The organism is Xanthobacter sp. SG618, assembly GCF_012932745.1.
In the GTDB taxonomy this organism is placed as follows: Bacteria; Pseudomonadota; Alphaproteobacteria; order Rhizobiales; family Xanthobacteraceae; genus Xanthobacter; species Xanthobacter flavus.
The window spans coordinates 255754-281488 of record NZ_JABBHL010000008.1 but is presented as its reverse complement, the minus strand read 5'-3'; the positions used below and the strand labels follow the sequence as shown (position 1 = coordinate 281488).

Sequence of the window (25735 nt, the reverse complement as noted above, 5' to 3'; positions counted from 1 at the left end):
TTCCGGCCGTGAGGGGCTCAGGACGAGCTGCTCAGACGCGGAGAACAGGAGCTAAAGATGGCGAAGAAGAGCGCGATCGAGACGAACGAGCGCCGCCGCAAGCTGGCCACTGGCCAGGCGGCGAAGCGCGCGCGTCTGAAGGCGATCGTGAATGACAAGACCCTGCCGATCGAGGAGCGCTTCCAGGCGACCCTCAAGCTGGCGGAAATGCCGCGCAACGGCGCGAAGATCCGGATCCGCAATCGCTGCGAGGTGACTGGCCGTCCGCGTGCCTTCTACCGCAAGCTCAAGATGAGCCGTATCGCGCTGCGCGAGCTGGGCAACCAGGGCATGGTGCCCGGCCTCGTGAAGTCGAGCTGGTGAGGAGGGAACGATGGCTGTAACTGATCCCATCGGCGATCTGATCACCCGCATCCGCAACGCCCAGATGCGCCGCAAGGACAAGACCTCGACCCCCGGCTCGCGTCTGCGCGCCTCGGTTCTCGATGTCCTTCGCGACGAGGGCTACATCCGCGGCTACACCTCGACCGACCACGGCAACGGCCGTACCGAGTTTGAGATCGAGCTGAAGTATTTCGACGGAACGCCGGTGATCCGCGAGATCGCCCGCGTGTCGAAGCCCGGCCGTCGCGTCTATGCGGCGGTCAAGAACCTTCCCCGCGTCGCCAACGGTCTCGGCATCGCCGTCGTCTCCACGCCCCAGGGCGTGATGGCCGACCACGAAGCCCGCGACAAGAACGTCGGCGGCGAAGTGCTCTTCACCGTGTTCTGACGACGGAGGACAAGATGTCGAAGATCGGCAAGCTGCCCGTCGCCATTCCGGCTGGCGTCACCGCCAGCCTGGACGGACAGACGGTGAAGGTGAAGGGCCCCAAGGGCGCCCTTGAAGTGATCCTGGTGGAAGAGATCGCCGCCAAGATCGAGGGCTCGGAAATCCAGCTCTCGATGAACGGCGAGACCTCCCGTCACAAGGCCATGTGGGGCATGTCCCGCACGCTGGTCTCCAACCTGGTCGAAGGCGTGACCAAGGGCTTCGAGAAGAAGCTCGAGATCACCGGCGTCGGCTACAAGGCGGCGGTGCAGGGCAAGAACCTGAACCTCTCGCTCGGCTACAGCCACGACGTGATCTACGCGATCCCCGAGGGCATCCAGATCGTCACCCCCAAGCCCACCGAAGTGGTGGTCACGGGCATCGACCGCCAGAAGGTCGGCCAGGTGGCGGCGGAGATACGCGAGTTCCGTGGCCCCGAGCCCTACAAGGGCAAGGGCGTCAAGTATGCCGGCGAATTCATCTTCCGCAAGGAAGGCAAGAAGAAGTGACGGAGGCGAACCATGGCTAAGGATTTGGAGGCGCAGGCGCGCCGCAAGGCCAAGGTGCGCCGTGCGATCCGCGTTGCTGCGAACGGGCGTCCGCGCCTGTCGGTGCACCGGACCTCGCAGCACATCTATGCGCAGGTCATCGACGATGCGAAGGGCGAGACTCTCGCCGCCGCATCGAGCCTCGAGAAGGATCTGCGCGGGTCGCTGAAGACCGGTGCGGACACCGAGGCCGCCAAGACCATCGGCAAGCTTGTTGCCGAGCGGGCGATGGCCAAGGGCGTGACCGCGGTCGTGTTCGATCGTGGCGCATACATCTATCATGGGCGCGTCAAGGCGCTCGCTGAGGGCGCCCGCGAAGGCGGCCTTCAGTTCTGACGCAAGGACGAGCGAACATGGCCCGTGAACGGGAACAGCGCCACGAGCGCGAGGACCGCGACAATACGTTCGTGGACAAGCTGGTCCACATCAACCGCGTCGCCAAGGTGGTGAAGGGCGGCCGTCGCTTCGGCTTCGCTGCCCTGGTGGTGGTCGGTGACCAGAAGGGCCGCGTCGGCTTCGGCCACGGCAAGGCCCGCGAGGTGCCGGAGGCGATCCGCAAGGCCACCGAGAGCGCCAAGCGCGCCCTCATCCGCGTGCCGCTGCGCGAAGGCCGGACCCTGCACCACGACGTGCATGGTCACCACGGCGCCGGCAAGGTGGTGCTCCGCGCCGCCCCGGCGGGTACCGGCATCATCGCCGGCGGCCCGATGCGTGCGGTGTTCGAAACCCTAGGCATGCACGATGTGGTGGCGAAGTCCTTCGGGTCTTCCAACCCCTACAACATGGTGCGCGCCACTTTCGACGCCCTGAAGAACCAGGACTCGCCGCGCTCGGTCGCTGCGCGTCGCGGCATCAAGGTGTCGCAGCTCCAGTCCCGCCGCCGCGTCGAAGACGCGGAAGCGACGGACTGAGCGTCGGATTAGGAGCGCGCCATCATGAGCGACAAGACAGTCACCGTGGAGCAGATCGGCTCGCCGATCCGCCGTCCGTTCGACCAGGAGGCCACCCTCGTCGGCCTCGGGCTGAACAAGCGGCACCGCCGCTCCACTCTCAAGGATACCCCGGCCGTCCGCGGCATGATCGCCAAGGTCGCCCACCTCGTCCGTGTGGTCGAGTGAGGAGCGGGACATGAAGCTCGACGAAATCAGGGACAATCCCGGCGCCCGCAAGAAGCGGATGCGCGTGGGTCGGGGCATTGGCTCCGGCAAGGGCAAGACCGCGGGTCGCGGCGTGAAGGGCCAGAAGGCCCGGACCGGCGTCGCCATCAAGGGCTTCGAGGGCGGTCAGATGCCGCTGCATCGTCGCCTGCCGAAGCGCGGCTTCCACAACATCTTCCGCCTGGACTATAACGAGGTCTCCCTCGCCAAGATCCAGGGCGCGGTCGATGCCGGCCGTCTCGACGCGGGCCAGCCCGTGACCGAGGCCGCCCTCGTCACCGCCGGCGTGCTGCGCCGGGTGAAGGATGGTGTGCGCGTGCTCGGCAACGGTGAGCTCTCCGCCAAGGTGACGCTGGAAGTGGCCTACGCCACCAAGTCCGCCGTCGCCGCCGTGGAGAAGGCCGGTGGCTCGGTGACCGTGCTCGCGGCGGCCGTCGAGGCCGAGTGAGCCGAGGCTGATCCGGAACAGGGGACGGCGCGGGGCTTCATGCCGCCGCGCCGAACCCATGTTCGGGCCAACCTCTTGCGGATGCCCGGCCCGAGGCCGGGTCTTCGTGTTTCGGGCGGTCCTTGGGGCGCCCGGTTTCAGGTGACGCTTCGGTGCCGCCGAAGGTGTGACGGGTGCGAGGGCGGCTTCGGCCTCCAGCATCCGAGTCGGGATCGGTCCCGCGTGCCCCCGGCGGGCGCACCATCGGCCGGATATCGGCTCTTCCCGCCGGCCTGCGGCCATCCGTCGCGCCGGCCCAGTTTGCCCCAACGCTCCGTTCGGGACTGATCGTCCAGGACGCGCCCGGGCACCGGCCCATGGCACTCCCGCCAGGGTCCAGCGCTTCGGCAAGGGAGCCGGTAGCGGGACCGTCGGCGGGGAGCCCTGGTCCCTTTGCCTTGGCACCCGAGCGTTGCGCCCTCATATAAGGGCCGCCCACCAGGGTGGCGTCCATCGGAGCAAGGCATGGTCTCGGCGGCGGAACAACTCGCGGCGAACCTCAATTTCGGTGCCCTCGGCAAGGCCGAGGAGCTGAAGAAGCGCATCTGGTTCACCCTCGGCGCGCTTCTCGTCTATCGGCTCGGCACCTACATCCCCATGCCCGGCATCAATCCGGACGCGCTGGCGGACGTCTTCAAGAACGCCCAGCAGGGGATCATCGGTCTCTTCAACATGTTCTCGGGCGGCGCCGTGCAGCGCATGGCCATCTTCGCCCTGAACATCATGCCGTACATCTCTGCCTCCATCATCATCCAGCTCCTCACCAGCGTCTCGCCGACGCTGGAGGCGCTGAAGAAGGAAGGCGAGGCGGGCCGCAAGCAGCTCAACCAGTACACCCGCTATCTCACCGTGGTGCTGGCCCTGTTCCAGGCCTATGGCATCGCCGTCGGCCTCGAGGGCTCGGGCAGCGTGGTGGCGGAGCCCGGCTGGTTCTTCCGCATCTCCACGGTCATTACCCTGACCGGCGGCACCATGTTCCTGATGTGGCTCGGCGAGCAGATCACCTCGCGCGGCATCGGCAACGGCACCTCGCTCATCATCTTCGCCGGCATCGTCGCCGAGCTGCCCGGCGCGTTCGTGCGCACGCTGGAACTCGGCCGCGAGGGCGCCATCTCCACCGTGGTGATTCTGGCCATGCTGGTGATGGCCGTGGTGGTCATCGCCTTCATCGTGTTCATGGAGCGCGCCCAGCGCCGGCTGCTGATCCAGTATCCCAAGCGCCAGGTCGGCAACCGCATCTATGAGGGCCAGTCCTCGCATCTGCCGCTGAAGCTGAACACGTCGGGCGTCATCCCGCCGATCTTCGCCTCCTCGCTGCTGCTCATTCCCACCACCATCGCCAGCTTCATGCAGGGCTCGGGGCCGGAATGGCTGCAGACCGTCACGACCCACATCGGCCACGGGCGCCCGCTCTACATGGTGCTCTATGTGGCGCTGATCGTGTTCTTCTGCTTCTTCTACACCGCGATCGTGTTCAATCCGGTGGAGACGGCGGACAATCTGAAGAAGCACGGCGGCTTCATTCCGGGCATCCGCCCGGGCGAGCGGACGGCCGAGTACATCGATTATGTGCTCACCCGCATCACCGTCGTGGGCGCCGCCTACATTGCGGCGGTTTGCCTCTTCCCCGAACTGCTGATTTCCTACGCCTCTCTTCCGTTCTATTTCGGAGGAACGTCGCTTCTGATCGTGGTCAGCGTGACCATGGACACCGTGTCCCAGATCCAGGGACATCTGTTGGCCCACCAGTACGAAGGACTGGTCAAGAAGGCCAAGCTGCGCGGGGGGAGGAGGAAGTAATATGAGGCTGGTGCTGTTGGGCCCGCCCGGGGCAGGCAAGGGAACTCAGGCACAGCGGCTGGTGGCCCGTCACGGCATCGTCCAGCTTTCCACCGGAGACATGCTGCGCGCGGCCGTTGCCGCGGGCACGCCGGTGGGGCTGAAGGCGAAGGCGGTGATGGATGCCGGCGGGCTGGTCTCGGATGAGATCGTCATCGGCATCATCGCCGAGCGCATCGGCGAGGCGGATGCCCGAAACGGCTTCATCCTCGACGGCTTCCCGCGCACGGTGGCGCAGGCCGAGGCGCTGGACCATCTGCTCACCGAGAAGGGCCTCAAGCTCGACGCGGTGATCGAGCTGGTGGTGGACCAGGAGAAGCTGGTCAACCGCATCCTCAACCGCGCCGCCGAGGCCGCCTCCAAGGGCGAGCCGGTGCGCAAGGATGATGATCCGGTGGTCTTCAAGACCCGCCTGGAAGCCTACAACCGCGATACCGCCGTGGTCGCGCCCTATTACAAGGCGCGCGGCCAGCTGAAGCAGATCGACGGCATGGCGCCCATCGATCAGGTCACCGCCGCCATCGACGGGGTTCTCGCCGAGGCGGCGTGAGGGCAGGGGGCTTCGGCCGTTTTTCGGCCGTGGTCCATTTGACATAGAGGATTTGAAGAAGGGCCCTTTCGCGCTGCCGAGCGAAGGGGTCTTTTCTTTTGTCTGAAAATAGGAGAATATTCCTATACATGGCGATGTGAAGATCGGAATATGATCCCAAATAAGTTTGACGTTGGAAGGGTGCGGGCCGACTTGGCGGCTACGCGCTTGCGCGTCGCGCTACTGCGATGCTCGCTTGCTTGGAAATACAATCCCGAGCAACCGAGGGTGCCAGCGGGAAATCCTGATGGCGGGAGATGGACCGGGGGATTGGGCGCCTCATCAGGGGCGACCAGTAGCAACCACAGCCGATATGTCCAAGTGGCAGAGGGTATTACCGGCTTTACAAGGCACGGCATCAACCAGGCAATCAATCGCGGCGTGTCGCCGTCAGCCATTCTTGATGCTGTCAAGAACCCTTTGCGAATTGTCCCGCGCGCCAACGGGTCCACTCAATTTAGGGGCGCAGGTGCGACAGTGGTTCTCGATCCCGCAGGTGTAGTGATAACGGCTTGGCCGAAGTAAGGTGATCGCTATGAATGAAATGAACGAACTACTGAAGGGTGTTAGGCAGGTACTCTTGAATGTATGGGACCCGATCGGAATACGAGATGTCCCCGATGCTCAAGATGAGTATGATGATTATTTGATCCCCGTCTTACAGGCGCTTCGCAATGGGGCGGAGGTGCCTGAACTGAGCGCCTTGCTCATCCGGATTGTCGAGGAGCAGATCGGATTGTCCGCTGATGCGGGGCAATCGCGGCAGGCGGCGGAGCAGCTTTACGCGCTGGTGAGGCGCTGATCCCTCCCGCACTTGACCCCTCGCGGAATCTCCGCTATGGGCACTTCCTCGCTTCGGAAAAGGTGCCGTTCGGTCCACCCGAAAGGGTTGGGCAGGGCGGCGGCTTTGTCGTATCCGGGGCAGCATTCGTCAAGATCCCGCAGGGGCCGGCCTCCACCGGACGCGGGGACAACAACCGGCCAGCCGCCTTCTGGCGCAGGCCCACATGGAGAGCGCAGTGGCTCGTATTGCAGGCGTCAACATCCCGACCAACAAGCGCGTCGTCATCGCGCTCCAGTACATCCACGGCATCGGCCCCAAGAAGGCTGAAGAGATCGTCGAGAAGGTGGGCATTCCCGCCGAGCGTCGCGTGAACCAGCTGACCGACCAGGAAGTGCTGCAGATCCGCGAGACCATCGACCGCGACTACCTCGTGGAAGGCGACCTGCGCCGCGAAGTGGCGATGAACATCAAGCGCCTGATGGACCTCGGCTGCTACCGCGGCCTGCGCCATCGTCGTGGCCTGCCCGTGCGCGGCCAGCGCACCCACACCAACGCCCGCACCCGCAAGGGTCCGGCGAAGCCGATCGCCGGCAAGAAGAAGTGATCGGCCGCAAGGCTTTTTGAGTTCCCGGATGCCGGCCTTGCCGGCTCCGGTCATTTCCGGCCCATGGTGGGCCATCCCGAGCGCCTGGAGCTACGGGCGCGCCTGAAGGATCGACAGAAGAATGGCCAAGGAAGCTACACGCGTCCGTCGTCGCGAGCGCAAGAACATCGCCTCCGGCGTGGCGCACGTGAACGCGTCGTTCAACAACACCATGATCACCATCACCGACGCCCAGGGCAACACCATCTCCTGGTCCTCGGCCGGCGCCATGGGCTTCAAGGGCTCGCGCAAGTCCACCCCGTACGCCGCGCAGGTCGCGGCCGAGGACGCGGCCCGCAAGGCGGCCGAGCACGGCATGCGCACCCTCGAGGTGGAAGTCTGCGGTCCGGGTTCCGGCCGTGAGTCCGCCCTTCGCGCGCTGCAGGCCGCGGGTTTCCTCGTCACCTCCATCCGCGACGTGACGCCGATCCCGCACAACGGCTGCCGTCCGCGCAAGCGCCGTCGCGTCTGATCCGCTCTTCGTTCCTCCGCGGGCCCGGCCCGCGGGGATCAAGCCCGGTTTCTCCTCCCCCGAGCGGGACGGGCCAGGCCTCCGGTTGAGGCTCACCACCCCGGCAGCTGCCGTGGCCCGGCGAGAAAGCAAGGTGAAGCAAGTGATTCAGAAGAACTGGCAAGAGCTGATCAAGCCCGAGAAGCTGCAGGTCAATCCCGGCCACGATCCCAAGCGCCTCGCGACCGTCATCGCCGAGCCGCTGGAGCGCGGCTTCGGCATGACCCTCGGCAATGCCCTGCGCCGCATCCTCCTGTCGTCGCTGCAGGGCGCGGCTGTGACCTCGATCCACATCGACGGCGTGCTGCACGAGTTCTCGTCGATCCCCGGCGTGCGTGAGGACGTGACGGACATCATCCTCAACGTGAAGGATGTGGCCATCAAGATGCAGGGCGACGGCCCGAAGCGCATGGTGGCCAAGAAGACCGGCCCCGGCGTGCTGCTGGCCGGCGACATCCAGACCGTCGGCGACGTGCAGATCCTGAACCCGCATCTGCCGATCTGCACCCTCGACGAGGGCGCGGAGCTGCGCATCGAGTTCACGGTCGACACCGGCAAGGGCTACGTGGCCGCCGACCGCAACCGTCCCGAGGATGCTCCGATCGGCCTGATCCCGATCGACAGCCTCTACTCGCCGGTGCGCAAGGTCTCCTACAAGGTCGAGAACACCCGTGAGGGTCAGATCCTCGACTATGACAAGCTGACGCTCCAGATCGAGACCAACGGCTCGATCACGGCCGAGGACGCGCTGGCCTACGCCGCCCGCATCCTGCAGGACCAGCTGGAGATCTTCGTCAACTTCGAGGAGCCCAAGCGCGAGAGCGAGGCGACCGCGATCCAGACGCTGCCGTTCTCTCCGGCGCTGCTGAAGAAGGTGGACGAGCTCGAGCTCTCCGTCCGTTCGGCCAACTGCCTGAAGAACGACAACATCGTCTATATCGGCGACCTGATCCAGAAAAGCGAGACGGAGATGCTCCGTACGCCGAACTTCGGCCGGAAGTCGCTCAACGAGATCAAGGAGGTGCTCGCCTCCCTCGGCCTGCATCTCGGCATGGAAGTGCCCGGCTGGCCGCCTGAGAACATCGAAGAGCTGGCCAAGCGCTTCGAGGAGCACTACTGATCCGCAATCCGGGGCGGCACGCTGCCCCGACCCCTTTTGAGCGGCCCGAGCCGCGCAACCACTCGACCGGCTCGTCCGTCGCCATCTTCAGGAGTTCGCCGTCATGCGTCACGGCAAGGTTCATCGCAAGTTCAACCGCACCTGGGAGCACCGCAAGGCGATGTTCTCCAACCTCGCGGGCGCCCTCATCACCCACGAGCAGATCGTGACCACCCTGCCCAAGGCGAAGGATCTTCGCCCGGTGGTGGAGAAGCTCGTGACCCTCGCCCGTCGCGGCGACCTGCACGCCCGCCGCCAGGCGATCGCCGAGCTGAAGGACCAGGCCGTGGTCAAGAAGCTGTTCGACGTGCTGGCGCCCCGCTATGCGGCCCGCCCGGGTGGCTACACCCGCATCGTCAAGGCCGGCTTCCGCTATGGCGACAACACCGCCGTCGCGGTGATCGAGTTCGTGGATCGTGACGTGGACGCCAAGGGCGCCGCCGACCACGCCCGCACTGCTGCCGCTGCCGCGGAAGCTGCGTGAGCTTCAGCTGATTTGAGGCTATGAAAAAGGGCGGTCCTCGGACCGCCCTTTTTTCGTTCGAGAGAACGTCTTTCGTTGTGAGGATCGGCCTCACCGCGCGAATCGGCCGGGCCTCGCGCCGCGGCGGGAACGGGTCGCCCCGCCCGGCATTGAGCGCGGAACAGGCTTCAAGGGTGGCGGTATGTTCGGACGGCTCTCATGTGTGGCGGCGGCAGCCGCCTTTGCTCTTCTTTTCGGCACGCCCGCCTTCGCCCAGCCGGCGGCGCAGCAGCGTGTTCCTGCCTCGCAGGCCGAGGTGACGCTCACCTTCGCGCCGGTGGTGGCGAAGACGGCGCCGGCTGTGGTGAACGTCTATGCGCTGAAGACGGCGCAGCAGCGCGTGAACCCGATCTTCGACGATCCCTTCTTCCGCCGCTTCTTCGGCATGCCCGGACCAGGCGGTCCCGGTGGCCCCGGCGAGGGGCCCGGCCTGCGCGCGCCCGAGCGGGTGCAGCGCTCGCTCGGCTCGGGGGTCATCGTCGATCCCTCGGGGCTGGTGCTCACCAACTACCATGTCATCGAGGGGGCGGACGAAATCCGCATCGCCCTCAACGACCGGCGCGAGTACGAGGCCGAGGTGCTGCTGCGCGACCAGCGCACCGACCTCGCCGTGCTGCGCATCAAGACCGAGGCGAAGGAGCGCTTCCCCTTCCTGGAGCTGGGCGATTCGGACAGCCTCGCCGTGGGCGACCTGGTGCTCGCCATCGGCGATCCCTTCGGCGTCGGCCAGACGGTGACGCAGGGCATCGTCTCCGCGCTCGCCCGCACGCAGGTGGGCGTCTCCGACTACCAGTTCTTCATCCAGACCGACGCGGCCATCAATCCCGGCAATTCCGGCGGGCCGCTGGTGGACATGGCGGGGCGCGTGGTGGGCATCAATTCCGCCATCTATTCGCGCTCCGGCGGCTCCCACGGCATCGGCTTCGCCATTCCCGCCAACATGGGCCGGGTGGTGGTGGAGCAGGCCAAGAGCGGCTCCAAGTCCGTGCGGAGGCCCTGGCTCGGCGCCAAGCTGCAGCGCGTGACGCCCGACATCGCCGAGAGCCTCGGCCTGCCGCGCCCCACCGGCGTGCTGGTGCAGAGCGTGACCGCCGGCAGCCCCGCCGCCAAGGCCGGGCTCAGGACCGGCGACCTCGTGGTGTCGGTGGAGGGGCAGGGCATCGACGATCCCGAATCCCTCAACTACCGCCTCGCCACCCGCCCCATCGGCGGCAAGGCGGCGTTGCTGGTGAACCGCTCCGGCAAGGATCAGACTCTCGTGGTGGTGCTGGAGGTGGCACCCGAGACGGTGCCGCGAGAGGAACTGCTGCTGCGTGGCCGCTCGCCCTTCGCCGGGGCCACCATCGTCAACCTGTCGCCGGCCGTGGCGGAGGAGCTGAAGGTGGATACCAACGCCACCGGCGTCGTGGTCTATGACGTTCAGGACAATTCCCCTGCGGCCGCCGCCGGCTTCCGCCCCGGCGACGTCATCGTCGAGGTGAACAACGAGAAGGTCGCCCGCACCGGCGATCTCAACCAGCTTGCCGCCGTGCCCCAGCGGGGATGGCGGGTGACGGTCCTGCGCGGCGGGCGCAGCATCACCGCCGTCCTGCGCGGCTGACAGACCCGGCCGAGGCACCCATGAGCGACCTGTTCGAGGCGGCGGGATTGGGGGAGGGGGTGGCGCGCCCCCTCGCAGACCGTCTGCGCCCGTCGCGCCTCTCGGAGGTGGTGGGGCAGGACCATCTGGTGGGGCCGGATGGCGTGCTCTCGCGCATGCTGGAGACACGCTCCCTCGGCTCGCTCATCCTGTGGGGGCCGCCAGGCACCGGCAAGACCACGGTGGCGCGCCTGCTGGCCTCGGCCACGGACCTCCACTTCGAGCAGATCTCCGCCATCTTCTCCGGCGTCGCGGACCTGAAGAAGGTGTTCGAGCAGGCCCGCGGCCGCCGCCTCTCGGGCACCGCGACGCTGCTGTTCGTGGACGAGATCCACCGCTTCAACCGCGCCCAGCAGGACAGCTTCCTGCCCGTCATGGAGGACGGCACGGTGACGCTGGTGGGCGCCACCACGGAAAATCCCTCCTTCGAGCTTAACGCGGCGCTTCTCTCCCGCGCCCGAGTGCTGGTGTTCCGCTCCCTCGATGCCGAAGCCGTCGCGAAGCTGCTCGCCCGCGCCGAGGAGGTGGAGGGCCGGGAGCTGCCCCTCACCGAGGAAGCGCGCGTGGCGTTGGTGAACATGGCCGATGGCGACGGCCGCGCCTCCCTGACCCTGGCGGAAGAGGTGTGGCGCGCCGCGCGGCCCGGCGAGGTGTTCGACGTGGCGGGCCTGAGCGAGGTGGTGCAGCGCCGGGCGCCCATCTACGACAAGAGCGAGGACGGCCACTACAACCTCATCTCCGCGCTGCACAAGGCGGTGCGCGGCTCCGACCCCGACGCGGCGCTCTATTATCTGGCGCGCATGCTGGATGCGGGGGAGAGCCCGCTGTTTCTCGCCCGGCGCATCGTGCGCATGGCCATCGAGGACATCGGCAATGCCGACCCCCAGGCCCTCGTCGTCGCCAATGCGGCGAAGGAGGCCTACGACTTCCTCGGCTCCCCCGAGGGCGAGCTGGCGCTGGCGCAGGCGGTCGTCTATGTGGCCACCGCGCCGAAATCGAATGCCGTCTACACGGCCTTCAAGGCCGCCATGCGCGTTGCTAAGGAAGGTGGCTCGCTGGTGCCGCCCAAGGTCATCCTGAACGCGCCGACCAAGCTGATGAAGGCCGAGGGCTACGGCACCGGCTATCGCTACGACCATGACGAGCCGGATGCCTTCTCCGGCCAGAACTATTTCCCCGAGGCGCTGGGCCGCCAGAGCTTCTACCGCCCGGTGGAACGCGGCTTCGAGCGCGAGATCAAGAAGCGGCTGGACTACTGGGCGCGCCTGAGGTCCGAGCGCGGCGGGAAATAGCGGGGCTGTCGGCCTTCGTATATGATCCGCCCCGAGGCTGGACTCCTGAAGGCGACCATGACCCGGCTGATGCGCGAACTCATCGAGAAGCTTGAAGCCCTGCCCGAGGCGGAGCAGGACGCGCTCGCCCGCGAGTTCCTCCACGTGATCGAGGCGGGCGCCGGGGAAGGCGCGGTCTATGTCCTCACCCCCGAGCAGGAGGAGGAGGTTCGCCGCGCGCTGGAGGATGGGGACCCGAACGCGTCCCCCCAGGAGGTCGAAGCCTTTTTTGCCCGCTTCCGGGGATGAAGGTCACCTTCCGTGCCCGCGCCCTCGGGCACCTCAGGCAGATCGAGCGCTACGTCGCCGCCGACAGCCCCGCGGCCGCCGGCCGCCTTGTCGCCCGCATCGAGCGGGCCATTCTCAATCTCGCAGACCACCCTTTGTCCGCTCCGGCGGGCACCGTGCCGGGCACGCGGCAACTCGCCATCGCCGATACGCCCTACCTTGTCATCTATCGTGTGGATGCGGATGGCATCACCATCCTCGCCGTTCTCCATGCCGCGCGCCGTGCGCGCTCCTGATCAGTTTCGGAACCCGCCATGAACCTGCCCCCCGCCCTCATCGTCTTCCTCGGCGCCGGCCTCGGCGGCACTATCCGGCATTTCGTGAACATGGCCGTGCCGCGGCTCTTGGGCACGGGCTTTCCCTTCGCCACCTTCCTCATCAACGTGTCGGGCAGCCTCATCATGGGGCTGATGGCGGGCTATCTCGCCTTCAAGGACGGCGAGACCTGGACGCAGCCGGTGCGGCTGTTCCTCACCACCGGGGTGCTGGGCGGCTACACCACCTTCTCCACCTTCTCGCTGGATTTCCTCTATCTGGCCGAGCGGGGCGAGCTGGGGATGGCGCTGGCCTATGCCCTCGGCTCGGTGCTGCTGGGCTTCGGCGGCGTCTGGGCCGGCATCATGCTGGTGCGCAGCCTGACGTGATGGTGGCGGCCTAGCTGACCGCCTCCTCGAGAGCGGCGCGGGTCGCGGTATCTGCCTCTCCCGTGAGGGGCAGGCCCTTGCGGCGTTGGAACTCCAGGACCGCGGCGCGGGTTTGTGCACCGAAGATGCCATCGGGGGCGAGATCGAACGCGAGCGCGAGGTTCAGCGCCACCTGAAGCTCCTCCACCACCTTGCCGCGGTCGCCGAAGGTCAGCATATCTCCGAGCGCGGGGATGCGGCCAGCTGCCTTGCCGAACGCGCCGTCCTTGGCCCATTGGCGGATCAGTTCGTCAGAGGCCTCGAAATGCATGGCGTCCTCGGTGGAAAAGGCCGCGCCCCAGAAGAAGCCGTGGGCATTGAAGATAGAGTAGATCTCAAGCAGCCCGGCCTGGGTCTTCCCGTCGCCGCGCGTGTCGAGTTTGCCCTCCAGGGTGAGGTCGATGGCCGTGCCCCACGAATGGTTGCTGATGGCACTGCGGCTGCCGCGCACGAACCGCGCGCACAGCATCCCCTCATGGCCAAGCGCCGCATGGACATGGGGGACCGACGTTCTGATGTCGTCGAGAATCTTTTCCAGCGCCGCCACCGCCGGCCGGAGGCCGGTGATGTTTTCCAGCGGGCCGAGGCTCGGGCGCCGGACCAGCAGGTCGGTGATCCGGGGGTTGGTTGGCCACTGGCAGTCCTCGCTGTAGCTGCCCCGGGGATTGCCGAGCAGGGACAGCATGGTGGCGTTGCGCGCACCGGACAGGTTCGGACCGTTGATCGCGTAGCGGCTGGCGGGGAAGGGAACGGGGGTGGAGAGCCTGGACATGGATCGCCTCCGATGGCCGCAACTTGGCCTTACAGAAGGCAATCACATGTACTTATAGTTGTAAATGGCCATTCGTGCTCTTTAGGGTCGTGTGCGGGTGACGCAGCTTCGCGCTTGGACTATGTGTCTGGCCTCAACGCGAAACCCGAGAGGCTCAGCGACCATGGCTGTCGTGACCAGAACCGTGGCCGAGGACGAGGCGGGCATGCGCCTCGACCGCTGGTTCAAGGTGCATTATCCGGACCTCTCCTTCGGGCACCTGCAGAAGCTGGTGCGCACCGGGCAGGTGCGGGTGGACGGCGGCCGGGTGAAGACCTCTTCCCGCGTCGAGCCCGGCCAGAGCGTGCGCATTCCCCCGCTCGGCCTGGAAGAGCCCGAGGCGGCGGCCGCCCCGGCAAAGGGGGCGCGTAGCGGCGAGGCCGGCAAGGACGGCGCCCGCGCGGCCTCCGCCGAGACAGGCGCCACTCCGTCCGCCACTCCGCCGGCAAAGCCCCGCGCGTCGAAAGACCCGGCGGTGCGCAAGCTGGAAGAGGACCGAGCCTTCATCAAATCCATCACCCTGTTCGAGGACAAGGACGTGATGGTGCTGAACAAGCCGTTCGGCCTCGCGGTGCAGGGCGGCTCCGGCACGTACCGGCATGTGGATGGACTGCTTGAGGCGCTGAAGGACCGGGACGGGCAGAAGCCCCGCCTCGTCCACCGCATCGACAAGGACACGTCCGGCTGCCTGCTCATCGCCAAGTCGCGGCTCGCCGCCTCGGTGCTGGCCAAGAGCTTCCGCTCGCGCGAGGCGCGCAAGGTCTACTGGGCGGTGGTGCCCGGCGTGCCGAAGCCCCGGCAGGGGCGCATCTCCACCTATCTCGCCCGCGACGAGGACGAGGAGAAGATGCGCGTCGCCCGCCACGGCGAGGACGAGGCGAGCCACGCCATCACCTATTACGCCGTGGTGGATCAGGCCGCGCAGAAGATGAGCTGGCTGTCGCTGAAGCCGGTGACGGGCCGCACCCACCAGCTGCGCGCCCATCTCGCCCACATCCACCATCCGATCCTCGGCGACCCGAAGTATTTCGACATCGAGAACTGGGAATTGCCCGGCGGCCTGCAGAACCGCCTGCATCTGCTGGCGCGCCGACTCGTCATCCCGCATCCGCGCGGCAATGGGGTGATCGACGTCTCCGCGCCGTTGCCGCAGCACATGGCGCAGACCTTCGCGGTGCTCGGCTTCGACGCCTCGCAATACGATCCCATCCTGGAAGCGCCGGAGGGATGAGGCGCGCCGCCCTGCTGTGGCTTGCTGCGGCGGCTCTGGCCGTCGCGCCGGCGGCGGCGGGGAGCGGCGGTGCCGAGCGGGAGGGCGTGCTCTACTGGTTCCGCGATCTCCAGATCGCCCAGGCGACCGGCTTTCCCGACTATGAGATCCGCGGGGAGGGCGCCGGCGCCACGGCCTCGGGCGGCCGCCTTTACGGGCCACGGGCGCGGGTGACGCTGACCCTCGATGTCCCGCACGGCTACCTGCGCATCGACGACCGGGGCGACGGGGACGGGGCGGCGCACTTCGTCACGGAAGTCGCCGTGTGGTTCGACCGGGAGGGTTTCCCGCTGCTCGGCCTCAGCGAGCGCGCGCTGCGCGGTGGCGTGCCGTTCGGCGGGCGGGTGCGCTTCTATTCCCACGCATCCGGGCGGTGGAATCTGGTCACGGACAGGGTGATGCCGCCGCAGGATGAAAGCCTCTGCCGCACCGAGCCGCGGGAGGTGGAGGAGAGCACGGCGGCGTTCGAGGGCCTCGGCCGGGCCATCACGCTGCTGCCGCGCCAGGGCACGGACCTTGCGGTGTGGTGCGTGGCGCCCAGCCCGGTCGCGGGAACCGGCCGGGTGCTGGAATGGGACCGGGCCGCCGCCCGCTTCACCCAAGGGCAGGGTCTACCCGGTCCGCCGCCCTGGCCGGATGCGCCCGCGACGCGTTGAAGCCGGCGTCTTCGACTTTGGTCTGACCCCTGCCGCATTCGGCAGTCTGGTAACCGCCTCCGGCTTGAAGTCACAGCATCTTCCCCTATGGTGCGCGCCAAGGCCTGAAGGCCAAAGAAGAAGCAGTCCGGAGCCATCTCCGGCCGAGCCCGAGGGAAATGATCCCAATGACAGCCCTTCTCGCCCTCTCGCGGGGGATCGATGCCGTCAACACCCGCATCGGCAAGGCCGCGGCGTGGCTGATCCTCGTCTCCATCCTTGTGTCGGCGCTCAATGCGATCATCCGCAAGCTGTTCGACATGAGCTCCAATTCGTGGCTGGAGCTGCAATGGGTGCTGTTCGCCGCGGTGTTCCTGCTGTGCGCGTCCTGGACCCTCATCGACAACGAGCACATCCGCATCGACATCGTGAATTCCCGGCTGCCCAAGCGCACCCGCGATGGCATCGACATCTTCGGCCACCTCTTCTTCCTGCTGCCCTTCTCCATCCTGCTGCTGTGGACCTCGTGGCCCTTCTTCCTGGCCTCCTTCGAGATCAACGAGCAGTCGCTGAACGCCGGCGGCCTGCCGCAGTGGCCGGCGAAGCTGCTGGTGCCGGTGGGCTTCTTCTTCCTGACGCTGCAGGGCATCTCCGAGCTCATCAAGCGCGTCGCCATCTTCACCGGAAAGATGGAGGACCCCCACGAGGGCGCGGGCGGCAGCCATGCGGCCCTTGCGGCCGAGGCCGAGCGCCTGCTGGCTGATGCGGAACTTCCCGATGGCGCGTCCGTCGCCCCTGCGGCCAAGAAGTAGGAGCGCGTTCATGTCCTTCGTCCGTACGCTCCTGAAGCGCCGCCCGCTCGCCGCGCTCGCCGTCGCGCTCCTCGCCGTCCTGCTCATCGCGCTGCCCGACGTGGCGATGGCGGCGGAGCCCGGCTTCCGCGGCTGGTTCATCCACAACATGGCGCCGATCATGTTCGGCGCGCTGGTGCTGTTCCTGCTGCTCGGCTACCCGGTGGCCTTCTCGCTGGCGGCCAACGGACTGATCTTCGGCCTCATCGGCATCTATCTCGGCCTGTTCGAGCCCAAGTTCCTGCAGGCGCTGCCCGAGCGCGTCTACGGCACCATGAACAACGAAGTGCTCCTCGCGGTGCCCTTCTTCACCTTCATGGGGCTCATCCTCGAGCGCTCCGGCATGGCCGAGGACCTGCTCGACACCATCGGGCAGGTGTTCGGCTCCATCCGTGGCGGCCTCGCCTATGCGGTGATCTTCGTCGGCGCGCTGCTGGCGGCGACCACCGGCGTGGTGGCGGCCTCGGTGATCTCCATGGGCCTCATCTCGCTGCCCATCATGCTGCGCTACGGCTACGACCGGCGCGTCGCCTCGGGCGTCATCGCGGCGTCGGGCACGCTGGCGCAGATCATCCCGCCCTCCCTCGTGCTCATCGTCATGGCCGACCAGCTGAACCGTTCGGTGGGCGACATGTATGAGGGCGCGTTCGTGCCCGGTTTGCTGCTCGCAAGCCTCTACGCGGTCTACATCTTCATCATCTCCTCGATCTTCCCGAACGCGGCGCCCGGCCTGCCGCTGGAGGCGCAGACCCTGCGCGATCCGGACCAGAAGACGCTGCCCTCGCGCATCATGGGCGCGGTGGCGGCGGCGGGCTTCGCCTTCCTGATCGCCCGGGGCTCCCTGCCGGGCCTGACGGCGGGCGCGTTCCCCGGCGTCGCCAACATGGCGGTGTGGGGCATCGGTTCGTTCGTGGTGCTGTTCTTCATCATGTCGGGCACGGCGAAGCTGCTCACGCCCTCGCTCTTCATCGCGCTCTCTTTGTCCATCGCCGGCGCCATCGAGCTGATGGAGATGAGCCATGTGAAGTTCGGCGCCGACTATGTGGTGCTCACCATGTCGGCCACCGTGGGCATCGCCTTCGTCGTGGCCGTCATCAACCGCGTGTTCCGGCTGAAGCTGCTGTCCAAGCTCGCCGAGCAGGTGGTATTCGTGATGGTGCCGCCGCTGGCGCTGATCTTCCTCGTGCTCGGCACCATCTTCATCGGCGTCGCGACGCCGACCGAGGGCGGCGCCATGGGCTCGCTTGGCGCGGTCATCCTCGCCTTCGCCCGCGGCCGGCTGAAGTTCGACCTGCTGCGGCAGGCGACCTACTCCACCGCCAAGCTCTCGGCCTTCGTGCTGTTCATCCTGCTCGGCGCGCGCGTGTTCTCGCTCACCTTCTACGGGGTGGACGGGCACAAGTGGGTGGAGGAGCTGCTGGTGTCGCTGCCCGGCGGCCAGACCGGTTTCCTCATCGCGGTGAACGCGCTGGTCTTCGTGCTGGCCTTCTTCCTCGATTATTTCGAGCTGGCCTTCATCATCATCCCGCTGCTCGGGCCGGCGGCGGACAAGATGGGCATCGACCTCATCTGGTTCGGCGTGATGCTGGCGGTGAACATGCAGACCTCGTTCATGCATCCGCCCTTCGGCTTCGCCTTGTTCTTCCTGCGCTCGGTGGCGGCGAAGGTGCCCTATGTGGACCGGGTGACGGGCAAGATGATGCAGCCGGTCACCACCGGGCAGATCTACTGGGGCGCGGTGCCGTTCGTGTGCATCCAGCTCGTCATGGTGGCGCTCATCATCCTCTTCCCGGGCATGGTGACCCACTACAAGAGCGGCGGCATCCAGCTCGACCAGCAGCAGATCCAGCAGCAGTTCGAGAACCTCACCCCCGGCCTCGACGCAACGTCACCGCCGCCCCTCGACCTCGGCTTCGGGAAATAGCGGGCGCCGGCAGGCCGGCCTTGCCCTCCTCAGGGCGCATTCGGAATGGACATGACGGGGCGGGGGCTTCTGTTCCTCCGCCCCGTCGTGCATTCGTGGTGATGGGGGAGGCCTTGCGATTCGCGGCGCGCCGCGGGCACAGGGCCACATCGATCGATCAAGGTGCTGGACCGGCCGGGGTGACGCCGCCAGCGTGGCGCAGCCAGGGCGGACCGGAGCTACGGCGACCGGGACCACGGTGACCGGGACTTGCCGGGCCGAGCGTGCGGAGGTGATTGCGATGAACCCGAGGCCCGACTTCTGTCCCGGCTGCGGGGCGCAGGTCTATCCCGAGGAGGCCCATTGCCCCTTCTGCGGCCGCAAGCTCCATACGAGCTATGTGATGCCGTTCCTCGTGGGCCTCGGCGGCACCGTGGTGGCGCTGATTTCGGGCGGCCTCGTCTGGTGGGTCATGTCGGCCGAGCCGGGAGAGACACCCGACGCGCAGCCGCAAACTCAGGCGACAGCACCGGCCCCGGCCGCGCAACCACCCGCGCCTGCCCAGCCGGCGCCCGCTCCCGCCCAGCCTCCGGCGCAGGCCGCCGCTCCCACCCCGACGGCACCGCCCGCCGGCGCGCCGGCGCAGGACGCATCGCTGCCGCTGCCCACGGTGAACGGCACCGCCCCGGCGCCGGCCGCGGACGCCGCCGCGCGCCGGGCCTTCGCCAAGAGCAAGCAGGACAGCTTCGCCCAGAACGGCCTCGACCTGACGGTGACGGCCGGCGGCGACGACGCGACGCTGCTCACCATCAAGTTCAACTTCCCGGCCAAGACCGCGGCCGAGCTGATCGTCGCCGGCCCCTTCCCCAAGCAGTGCGAGCAGCGCGGCTTCCGGCAGGTGTTGTTCGTCGATCCCTCCGGCACCACATGGACCTATGATATCGCGACCCAGCAGATGACGCAGAAATGAGCGCAGCAGCCGACGCCGAACCTTCCTCCTCCGCCGGCCTCAAGCTGGTGCTGTTCGACTGCGACGGCACGCTGGTGGACAGCCAGCACCTCATCGTCTCCGCCATGCACGATGTCCACGCCGCCCACGGCGTGCCCGTGCCCGACCGGGAGAAGCTGCTCTCGCTGGTGGGCCTCTCTTTGCCGCAGGCCTTCGCGGTGCTGTCGCAGGGGGATGCGTCCTATCCCATCGAGGCGATGGTCGATGCCTACAAGGTCGCCTTCAACCGCCTGCTGAATGCGGACGCCCCCGAGCCCATGTTCGACGGCGCCCGCGAGGTGCTGGAGGGGCTGCGCCAGCGCGAGGACGTGGTGCTCGGCATCGTCACCGGCAAGTCGCGGCGGGGGGTGAACCGCATCCTGTCCGTGCAGGGCATGGAGGGCTGGTTCTCCACCATCCAGACCGCCGACGACGCGCCCTCCAAGCCCCATCCGGCCATGGTGTTCCAGGCCATGGGGGAGATCGGCGCACGGCCGGAGGATACGGTGGTGATCGGCGATACCACCTATGACATCTCCATGGCCCTGCAGGCCGGGGCCTCGGCGCTTGGCGTCGCCTGGGGTTATCATGAGGTTCCGGCGCTGGAGCGGGCGGGCGCGGACCGGATCGTCCAGCACTTCCGCGAGGTGCCCGAGGCCATCGCCGAGCTTCTGGCCCGCCGCCGCGTCGTGATCTGAGGAAAGCTTGAGATGCGTGAGTTCCTGGAAGATGTGGAGAGCGGCGATCCGGGCGATCCCGTCGCCCGCGCCCGCGCCGCCCAGAGGGCGCCCTTGCCCAAGCGCTTCTATAAGGACGTCAGCGTGGGCGAGGGGGAGGGCGGCTACACCATCCTCCTCGATGGCCGCCCCGTCCGCACCCCCGCGCGCGGCCTGCTCAAGGCGCCGACCCGCGCGCTGGCCGAAGCCATGGCCGCCGAATGGGCGGCCCAGCAGACCGAGATCGATCCCTTCACCATGCCGCTGACCCGCCTTGTCAACGTCGCCCTCGACCGGGTGGCGCCGGAGGCGCAGGCGGTGGCGGACGAGGTGGTGAACTATGCCGGCACCGACATGCTCTTCTACCGCGCCGACGGCCCGCAGAAGCTGCTGGACCGGCAGGCGAAGCACTGGGATGCCGTGCTGGACTGGATGAAGGCCACCCACGGCGCGCGCTTCTACCTCGCCGAGGGCATCACCCACGTGGCGCAGCCGGAGGAGTCGCTGGCGAAGGTGCGGGCGCGGGTGCCGGCCGATCCGCTGCGCCTCGCCGCCGTGCATTCCATGACGACGCTGACCGGCTCCGCCCTCCTCGCCCTGGCCGTGGCCGAGGGCGCGCTCTCCGCCGACGCGGCGTGGACAGCGGCGCATGTGGACGAGGATTTCAACCGAGAGCAGTGGGGCGAGGACGAACTCGCCACCGCCCGCCGCGCCGCCCGCCGCACCGAGATGGACGCGGCCGCGCAGGTGCTGGCGCTGGTGGGCTGATCCGCCCCTTCAAGCCCGCGCGGCGCTTGAGCGAGGTGGAGCAAGAGCCCGCGCGGCGCCTGAGCGCGGGAAGGGCCACACGCCTGCGCGGCGCCTGAGCGGGGAGGGGGAATGGACGAGGACGCGATTGCCGATCTCTTCGCCGCCTTCGGCCCGGTGGCCGTCCGGCGCATGTTCGGCGGGGCCGGGCTCTATGCGGACGGGCTGATGTTCGCCCTGTGGGCCGGCGACAGCTTCTATCTCAAGGCCGATGCGGCGCTGGCCGAGGATCTGAAGGGGCGGGGCTCCGTGCCCTTCAGCTATGTGGCCAAGGGCGTCACCCGCACCATGGGCGGCTTCTGGTCCGTGCCCGAAGAGGCGCTGGACGATGCCGAGGACCTCGCAGCCCTCGCCCGCCGCGCCCTCTTCGTGGCCCATGCGGCCAATGAGGCCAAAGCCAAAGCCAAAGCCCGGCCGGGAGGCCGGGCGTCTGCGAACAAAGCGAAGCCGGCAGGCGGCGCGTCTGCGAAGAAGGCGAAGCCGGCAGGCGGGGCGCCTGCGAAGAAGCCCGCCGCCAAAAAGAAAAGCGCGCCGGCCCAAGGCTGAGCGGCGCGCTGATCCATCAGAACATTTGAAAGGACGCGACGGCCCGGAGGTCGGCGCGCGCCTTCATGCAGCTACCTTCACGCACCGGCCTTCACGCGCACGGGGCGCAGAAGGAAGGCAGGGAGGTGGGACATGTCCGCCGGCTCGTTGGCGGGGGCACGTTCGCGGCGCGGGGGACGCGCCTCGGCAGCATCCTCGCGGGCGGGACGGCGGTTGCGCTCGGGGCGGTCGCCACGCTCGGCGGTCCGTTCCGGACGCGCGGCGCGTTCCCGCTCCTGACGCTCGGGACGTTCGGTGCGCTCGGGACGCTCCGTGCGCTCAGGACGATCGGCGCGCTCGGGACGCTCCGCCCGCGGCTGACGCTCCCCACGCTCCGCGCCTTCGGCCCGGGGCTCGCGCTCGCGGCGCGGCTCACGTTCACCGCGACCATCGCGATCACCACGGCCCTCGCGGGGCTCCTTGTCCATGCGGCGCTTGCCGCGCAGACGGCCATCGTCGCGCCCACGACGCTCGGAGGCCGGCGGGGCGTCGCCCAGGGGCGCGCCATGCCAGGGGATCGGGTTGCCGATCAGCTTCTCGATGGCCGAGAGGGACTTGGCATCGAGGTGCGTGACCATGGTGTAGGCCGTACCGGCGCGGCCGGCGCGGCCGGTGCGGCCGATGCGGTGGACGTAATCCTCGGAATGGTGGGGCACGTCATAGTTGAAGACGTGGCTCACCGCCGGGATGTCGAGGCCGCGGGCGGCCACGTCGGAGGCCACCAGCAGGGTCGCCTCGCCGTTGCGGAACTCGTCCAGGGCCTTGATGCGGGCGTGCTGGTCCATGTCGCCGTGCAGGGCGACGGCGTTGAAGCCGTGCTTCTGCAGCGAGCGGTGGAGGACCGCCACGTCGCGCTTGCGGTTGCAGAAGATGATGCCGTTCTGCAGGTTTTCGCAGCTACGGATCAGCTCGCGCAGAACCTCGCGCTTCTCGTAGTCCTCGCGGCCGGAGGCGACCAGTTCCTGCGTCACCGTCGTGGCGGTGGACGCGGGCTTGGAGACTTCCACCCGAACGGGGCTGGAGAGGAACTGCGAGACGAGGCGCTGGATCTCCGGCGGCATGGTGGCCGAGAAGAACAGCGTCTGGCGGGTGAAGGGCACGAGCTTGCAGATGCGCTCGATGTCCGGGATGAAGCCCATGTCCAGCATGCGGTCGGCCTCGTCGATGACGAGCACTTCGATGCCGGAAAGGAGCAGGCGGCCGCGCTCCACATGGTCGAGCAGGCGGCCGGGGGTGGCGATCAGCACGTCCACGCCGCGAACGAGCTTGGTGTCCTGGTCGCCGAAGGAAACGCCGCCAATGAGCAGGGCGACGTTCAGCTTGCTGTACTTGCCATAGCGCGTGAAATTCTCTTCCACCTGGGCCGCGAGCTCGCGGGTGGGCTCCAGGATGAGAGTGCGCGGCATGCGGGCACGGGCGCGGCCCTGCTCCAGCAGCGTCAGCATGGGGAGCGTGAAGGCGGCGGTCTTGCCGGTACCTGTCTGCGCGAGGCCGAGAACATCTCGGCGCGCGAGAACATGGGGGATGGCCTGGGCCTGGATGGGGGTCGGGGTCGTGTAGCCAGTATCGGCGACAGCCGCGAGAACCTTATCGCTCAGGCCGAGCTCGGAAAATGACATTGCATCTTTTGGATGCGGCGGCGCGCCGCTGATCGAACGTCCCGTGCCGTACGGGGTCAGACGAGTGGTCGTCGGTCGGCGCGCTTGGATTCGACATATCTCGGACGACGCATAGCAACATAAGAAAATGATGCGCCGTGTCAATGTTTTCCGGCCGGTCTCTCCGATTCGGCGCGTGAAAAGCGCCAATCCGCGGGCGCTCGCGCGCAAATGCACGCTTTGCGGGCACGCGCCATGCGCGTCACGAATGAGTGTGCACTGCACCCATGCGGCCTCGTCGGGTTGACCCGTCCCGGCCGACGCCGCACGGATGGCGTCCCTGTCGGCGTCCTTCCGGATCCCATGCCCTTCCTCCTGGTCCTCGGTCTTGCGGCGTTCGCGAGCGCGTTCTCCATGCGCGTCGTCGATCCCATGCTGAACATCCTGGCGAGCGAGCTGCAGGTGACGTTGCAGCAGGTGGCGATGCTCGCCAGCGCCTTCACCTTTCCCTATGCGCTGATGCAGCTGGTGTTCGGCCCCATCGGCGATGCGGTGGGCAAGGTGCGGCTCATCCGCGTGAACCTCGCCATGCTCTCCATCGGCCTCGTGGTCTCGGCCACCGCCACCAGCCACGAGATGTTGCTCGCCTCCCGCGTCTTCTGCGGCGCCTTCGCCGGCGGCATCATTCCCGTGGTGCTGGCGACGGTGGGCGACCGGGTGCCGTTCGATCAGCGGCCGCTGGCGCTCAGCCGGGTGCTGCTGGCGCTGGTGCTGGGCCAGCTCTCCGGCTCGGCGCTGGCCGGCTTCATCGCGGAGATGGCGGGGTGGCGCGAGGTGTTCTGGTGCGCCTTCGGCGTCGCCGCCCTCGCCGCGCTCGCCACCACCTTCGGCCTCACGGAGGAGGGCGAGCGCCAGCCGCTGTCGTTTGCGGCCTCCCTAGCCCGCTACGCGCTGGTTCTGCGCAATCCCCTGTCCATCAAGGTCTATGGGGTGGTGGCCATCGAGGGGGCGCTGAGTTTCGGCGTGTTCCCGCTGGTGGCGCCGCTGATGGTCCATCAGGGCATCGGCGATGCCAAGGAGGCGGGCATCGCCCTCGCGGCCTTCGCCGTCGGCGGCGCCGTCTACACCTTCGCCGTGCCACTGCTGGTGCGCTATCTCGGGCTTAGCGGCATGGTGCGCTGGGGCGCGGCGGGGGTGGGCGTGCTGCTCATTCTCGCCACCCGCGCCCATGGGCTGGTGCTCATGGCGGCGATCTTCGCCGGGGCGGGCTTCGCCTTCTACATGATCCATAACGTGCTGCAGATCCTCGCCACGGAACTGGCTCCGGAGGCACGCGGATCGGCGCTGGCGCTGTTCGCCTCCGCCTTCTTCATCGGTCAGGCGGTGGGCGCGCTCGGGCTGACGCAGGGGGCGGGCCTTGCCGGCGTCGCGGCCATGTTCATCGCCGCCGGCGTGGGCATGCTGGTGTTGGCCGGCCCCGCCGGCCTACTCCAGCCGCGGCGGGGCCATGTCTCGCCTCCGGAGACGTTCTAGGGACTCGGGGGACCTAACGTCAGGCGCCGGTGCGCTCGCTGTCGAGCATCGCCATCTGCGCGGCGGCATAGCGCGCGCCCTTCGCCGCCCCCTTGGGGATGGCGGCCTCAATGGCGGCCAGCGCCGCGGCATCGAGCGTCACGTCCAGCGATCCCAGCGCCTCGGCGAGCCGGTCGCGGCGGCGGGCGCCGACGAGGGGCACGATGTCCGTGCCTTGCGCCGCCACCCAGGCGATGGCCACCTGCGCCACCGAGGCCCCGCGCGCCTGCGCCACCTGCCGGAGCGCCTCCACCAGCTTCAAATTCTCGGCGACGTTCTCGCCCTGGAAGCGCGGGCTGTGGGCGCGGAAGTCCGAGGCGGCGCCGGAGGCCTGGTAGTGGCCGCTGATGAGGCCGCGCGAGAGCACCCCATAGGCAGTGATGCCGATGCCGAGGTCCCGGCAGACCTGGAGGATGCCGTCCTCGATGCCGCGGGAGATCAGCGAATATTCGATCTGGAGATCGCTGACGGGATGCACCGCCGCCGCCCGCCGGATGGTCTCGGCGCCGACCTCGGAGAGGCCGACATGGCGGACATAGCCAGCCTGAACCATGTCGGCGATGGCGCCCACCGTCTCCTCGATGGGCACGACGGGATCGAGGCGGGCCGGGCGGTAGATGTCGATGTAATCCACCCCGAGGCGCTTCAGCGTGTAGGCCAGCGCCGTCTTCACCGCCTGCGGGCGCCCGTCGAAGCCGATCCAGTTGCCGGCGGGATCGCGCAGCGCGCCGAACTTCACGCTCAGCACCACGTTCTCGCGCGGCCGGCCCTTCAGCGCCTCGGCGATGAGCAACTCGTTGTGGCCCATGCCGTAGAAATCGCCGGTGTCGAGCAGCGTCACGCCGGCATCGAGCGCGGCGTGGAGAGTGGCGATGCTCTCCGTGCGGTCGGCGGGGCCGTAGAGATCGGACATGCCCATGCAGCCGAGGCCGAGGGGGAAGACCTCGGGGCCGGTGGTGCCGAGGTGGCGGGGGGAGGGGGCGAGGGCGGTCATCTTCATGCTCCGT

At 68.1% G+C, this 25735-nt stretch carries 31 protein-coding genes; 28 read left to right on the top strand and 3 right to left on the bottom strand.

All coding sequences use genetic code 11. The features are described from left to right. The first annotated feature begins 57 nt into the window (after nucleotides 1-57). The 19 genes from rpsN to crcB all read left to right on the top strand — a co-directional run bounded on the left by rpsN (nucleotide 58) and on the right by crcB (nucleotide 12953). Nucleotides 58-363 (top strand): 30S ribosomal protein S14, encoded by a 306-nt coding sequence (gene rpsN / locus FHT36_RS20720; RefSeq protein ID WP_024278453.1) that lies wholly within the window; start codon nucleotides 58-60, stop codon nucleotides 361-363. 10 nt (nucleotides 364-373) lie between these two features. Next, entirely contained in the window at nucleotides 374-772 is a 399-nt protein-coding gene (rpsH, locus tag FHT36_RS20715) for a 30S ribosomal protein S8 (RefSeq protein ID WP_168458247.1), read from the top strand. Nucleotides 773-786: 14 nt separating this feature from the next. Beyond that, on the top strand, nucleotides 787-1320 hold the full coding sequence (rplF, locus tag FHT36_RS20710; protein WP_169124355.1) for a 50S ribosomal protein L6: 534 nt from the start codon (nucleotides 787-789) through the stop codon (nucleotides 1318-1320). Between the two features lie 12 nt (nucleotides 1321-1332). After that, entirely contained in the window at nucleotides 1333-1695 is a 363-nt protein-coding gene (rplR, locus tag FHT36_RS20705; protein ID WP_024278456.1) for a 50S ribosomal protein L18, read from the top strand. A gap of 17 nt (nucleotides 1696-1712) precedes the next feature. Then, the gene (gene rpsE, locus FHT36_RS20700) at nucleotides 1713-2270 is read left to right on the top strand and encodes a 30S ribosomal protein S5 (protein WP_024278457.1); all 558 of its coding nucleotides are present in this window, start codon (nucleotides 1713-1715) and stop codon (nucleotides 2268-2270) included. A 24-nt stretch (nucleotides 2271-2294) separates the two neighbouring features. Then, the gene (rpmD, locus tag FHT36_RS20695; RefSeq protein ID WP_012116751.1) at nucleotides 2295-2477 is read left to right on the top strand and encodes a 50S ribosomal protein L30; all 183 of its coding nucleotides are present in this window, start codon (nucleotides 2295-2297) and stop codon (nucleotides 2475-2477) included. A 10-nt stretch (nucleotides 2478-2487) separates the two neighbouring features. Beyond that, nucleotides 2488-2964: a 50S ribosomal protein L15 gene (rplO, locus tag FHT36_RS20690; RefSeq protein ID WP_169124354.1), complete on the top strand. Its 477-nt coding sequence runs from the start codon at nucleotides 2488-2490 to the stop codon at nucleotides 2962-2964. A gap of 504 nt (nucleotides 2965-3468) precedes the next feature. Further along, nucleotides 3469-4803, top strand: coding sequence for a preprotein translocase subunit SecY (gene secY, locus FHT36_RS20685; protein WP_169124353.1), 1335 nt, complete (start codon nucleotides 3469-3471; stop codon nucleotides 4801-4803). 1 nt (nucleotide 4804) lies between these two features. Beyond that, nucleotides 4805-5392 carry an adenylate kinase gene (locus FHT36_RS20680; RefSeq protein WP_169124352.1) on the top strand — a complete coding sequence of 196 codons (588 nt, stop codon included), beginning with the start codon at nucleotides 4805-4807 and terminating at the stop codon, nucleotides 5390-5392. A gap of 574 nt (nucleotides 5393-5966) precedes the next feature. After that, nucleotides 5967-6233 carry a hypothetical protein gene (locus FHT36_RS20675; RefSeq protein WP_169124351.1) on the top strand — a complete coding sequence of 89 codons (267 nt, stop codon included), beginning with the start codon at nucleotides 5967-5969 and terminating at the stop codon, nucleotides 6231-6233. 217 nt (nucleotides 6234-6450) lie between these two features. After that, nucleotides 6451-6819 carry a 30S ribosomal protein S13 gene (rpsM, locus tag FHT36_RS20670; RefSeq protein WP_169124350.1) on the top strand — a complete coding sequence of 123 codons (369 nt, stop codon included), beginning with the start codon at nucleotides 6451-6453 and terminating at the stop codon, nucleotides 6817-6819. A gap of 121 nt (nucleotides 6820-6940) precedes the next feature. Then, nucleotides 6941-7330, top strand: coding sequence for a 30S ribosomal protein S11 (gene rpsK / locus FHT36_RS20665; protein WP_169124349.1), 390 nt, complete (start codon nucleotides 6941-6943; stop codon nucleotides 7328-7330). 142 nt (nucleotides 7331-7472) lie between these two features. Further along, nucleotides 7473-8489: a DNA-directed RNA polymerase subunit alpha gene (locus FHT36_RS20660; protein WP_169124384.1), complete on the top strand. Its 1017-nt coding sequence runs from the start codon at nucleotides 7473-7475 to the stop codon at nucleotides 8487-8489. Between the two features lie 103 nt (nucleotides 8490-8592). After that, entirely contained in the window at nucleotides 8593-9012 is a 420-nt protein-coding gene (rplQ, locus tag FHT36_RS20655) for a 50S ribosomal protein L17 (RefSeq protein WP_169124348.1), read from the top strand. A 181-nt stretch (nucleotides 9013-9193) separates the two neighbouring features. Continuing rightward, the gene (locus FHT36_RS20650) at nucleotides 9194-10651 is read left to right on the top strand and encodes a DegQ family serine endoprotease (RefSeq protein ID WP_169124347.1); all 1458 of its coding nucleotides are present in this window, start codon (nucleotides 9194-9196) and stop codon (nucleotides 10649-10651) included. Nucleotides 10652-10671: 20 nt separating this feature from the next. Beyond that, nucleotides 10672-11982 carry a replication-associated recombination protein A gene (locus FHT36_RS20645; protein ID WP_169124346.1) on the top strand — a complete coding sequence of 437 codons (1311 nt, stop codon included), beginning with the start codon at nucleotides 10672-10674 and terminating at the stop codon, nucleotides 11980-11982. 57 nt (nucleotides 11983-12039) lie between these two features. Continuing rightward, nucleotides 12040-12270: a hypothetical protein gene (locus FHT36_RS20640; RefSeq protein ID WP_169124345.1), complete on the top strand. Its 231-nt coding sequence runs from the start codon at nucleotides 12040-12042 to the stop codon at nucleotides 12268-12270. After that, entirely contained in the window at nucleotides 12267-12545 is a 279-nt protein-coding gene (locus tag FHT36_RS20635) for a type II toxin-antitoxin system RelE/ParE family toxin (protein ID WP_169124344.1), read from the top strand. The genes FHT36_RS20640 and FHT36_RS20635 overlap by 4 nt, the downstream gene beginning before the upstream one ends. A gap of 18 nt (nucleotides 12546-12563) precedes the next feature. Then, nucleotides 12564-12953: a fluoride efflux transporter CrcB gene (crcB, locus tag FHT36_RS20630; protein WP_169124343.1), complete on the top strand. Its 390-nt coding sequence runs from the start codon at nucleotides 12564-12566 to the stop codon at nucleotides 12951-12953. Nucleotides 12954-12963: 10 nt separating this feature from the next. Here crcB and FHT36_RS20625 read toward each other — a convergent pair whose 3' ends face one another. Further along, the gene (locus FHT36_RS20625) at nucleotides 12964-13764 is read right to left on the bottom strand and encodes a peptidoglycan-binding protein (RefSeq protein WP_169124342.1); all 801 of its coding nucleotides are present in this window, start codon (nucleotides 13762-13764) and stop codon (nucleotides 12964-12966) included. A gap of 163 nt (nucleotides 13765-13927) precedes the next feature. On the opposite strand from FHT36_RS20625, the gene FHT36_RS20620 reads away from it, so the two are divergent. The 8 genes from FHT36_RS20620 (at nucleotide 13928) to FHT36_RS20585 (ending at nucleotide 21519) form a co-directional block, all read left to right on the top strand. Beyond that, a complete protein-coding gene (locus FHT36_RS20620) occupies nucleotides 13928-15034 on the top strand; it encodes an RluA family pseudouridine synthase (RefSeq protein WP_169124341.1) in 1107 nt (368 codons plus the stop codon). Then, nucleotides 15031-15729, top strand: a complete 699-nt coding sequence (locus FHT36_RS20615) for a hypothetical protein (RefSeq protein ID WP_169124340.1) — start codon at nucleotides 15031-15033, stop codon at nucleotides 15727-15729. Before FHT36_RS20620 ends, FHT36_RS20615 begins: the two co-directional genes overlap by 4 nt. A 167-nt stretch (nucleotides 15730-15896) precedes the next feature. After that, a complete protein-coding gene (locus FHT36_RS20610) occupies nucleotides 15897-16520 on the top strand; it encodes a TRAP transporter small permease subunit (protein ID WP_169124339.1) in 624 nt (207 codons plus the stop codon). A 106-nt stretch (nucleotides 16521-16626) separates the two neighbouring features. Next, a complete protein-coding gene (locus FHT36_RS20605; protein WP_246702352.1) occupies nucleotides 16627-18483 on the top strand; it encodes a TRAP transporter large permease subunit in 1857 nt (618 codons plus the stop codon). Nucleotides 18484-18763: 280 nt separating this feature from the next. Continuing rightward, nucleotides 18764-19432: a zinc ribbon domain-containing protein gene (locus FHT36_RS20600; protein WP_169124337.1), complete on the top strand. Its 669-nt coding sequence runs from the start codon at nucleotides 18764-18766 to the stop codon at nucleotides 19430-19432. Beyond that, a complete protein-coding gene (locus FHT36_RS20595; protein ID WP_169124336.1) occupies nucleotides 19429-20148 on the top strand; it encodes an HAD-IA family hydrolase in 720 nt (239 codons plus the stop codon). Before FHT36_RS20600 ends, FHT36_RS20595 begins: the two co-directional genes overlap by 4 nt. Before the next feature lie 12 nt (nucleotides 20149-20160). Continuing rightward, on the top strand, nucleotides 20161-20934 hold the full coding sequence (locus tag FHT36_RS20590; protein WP_169124335.1) for an ATP12 family chaperone protein: 774 nt from the start codon (nucleotides 20161-20163) through the stop codon (nucleotides 20932-20934). A 111-nt stretch (nucleotides 20935-21045) separates the two neighbouring features. Beyond that, nucleotides 21046-21519, top strand: coding sequence for a TfoX/Sxy family protein (locus tag FHT36_RS20585; protein WP_169124334.1), 474 nt, complete (start codon nucleotides 21046-21048; stop codon nucleotides 21517-21519). Between the two features lie 77 nt (nucleotides 21520-21596). On the opposite strand, the gene FHT36_RS20580 is transcribed toward FHT36_RS20585, so the two are convergent. Further along, nucleotides 21597-23177, bottom strand: a complete 1581-nt coding sequence (locus FHT36_RS20580) for a DEAD/DEAH box helicase (protein WP_169124333.1) — start codon at nucleotides 23175-23177, stop codon at nucleotides 21597-21599. A gap of 342 nt (nucleotides 23178-23519) precedes the next feature. Between FHT36_RS20580 and FHT36_RS20575 the strand changes: the two genes are divergently transcribed. Continuing rightward, nucleotides 23520-24689: an MFS transporter gene (locus FHT36_RS20575; RefSeq protein WP_169124332.1), complete on the top strand. Its 1170-nt coding sequence runs from the start codon at nucleotides 23520-23522 to the stop codon at nucleotides 24687-24689. Between the two features lie 19 nt (nucleotides 24690-24708). Here the strand turns inward: FHT36_RS20575 and FHT36_RS20570 are convergent, their stop codons facing one another. Beyond that, complete coding sequence (locus tag FHT36_RS20570) at nucleotides 24709-25722, bottom strand: aldo/keto reductase (RefSeq protein ID WP_169124331.1); 1014 nt, start codon at nucleotides 25720-25722, stop codon at nucleotides 24709-24711. Nucleotides 25723-25735: the final 13 nt, after the last annotated feature.